The 388-nt window shown below is 39.9% G+C and carries 1 protein-coding gene; it reads right to left on the reverse strand.

The annotated features are described in order from the left end of the window. Positions 1-120, reverse strand: a 120-nt coding sequence (locus tag GD429_RS40140; protein WP_152865759.1) for a DUF2517 family protein, incomplete at its 3' end; no start/stop codon positions are given. Between the last annotated feature and the right edge of the window lie 268 nt (positions 121-388).

Consider the following 388-nt stretch of genomic DNA (forward strand, 5'->3'; position numbering starts at 1 on the left):
GTAGAAACGTGCGCGATCTTTCCAGAACAGCATCACCGGCAGGGCCAACACGCCAGCCACTACGGCGAAAGTGCGACGCATGAAAATGATATGAGCCGGAAACACTTTATAAAGATCCATAATTTTCTCCCCTGTAGTTGGCCGGAAACCGTCTCCAGAAAATGTGAAATCTGTGACCTGGTTAAAATAATACCGCTTTGTTTGTAATTTTACTACTCATCCGACCACTTATTTTCATCCATTTCGTGAATATTTACATTCCCGCCTGTAATTAAGTTACAAAAAAGTTAACGATTTACTTACCAATAGTTAAATTGTGGTCTTTCCCTTTTTATACTTTTTTTACACCTGCCCTTCTGATTTTTGCGAAATCTTTGCGCCATAAATC

This window comes from Burkholderia sp. BE17 (assembly GCF_009362305.1).
In the GTDB taxonomy this organism is placed as follows: domain Bacteria; phylum Pseudomonadota; class Gammaproteobacteria; order Burkholderiales; family Burkholderiaceae; genus Burkholderia; species Burkholderia pyrrocinia_C.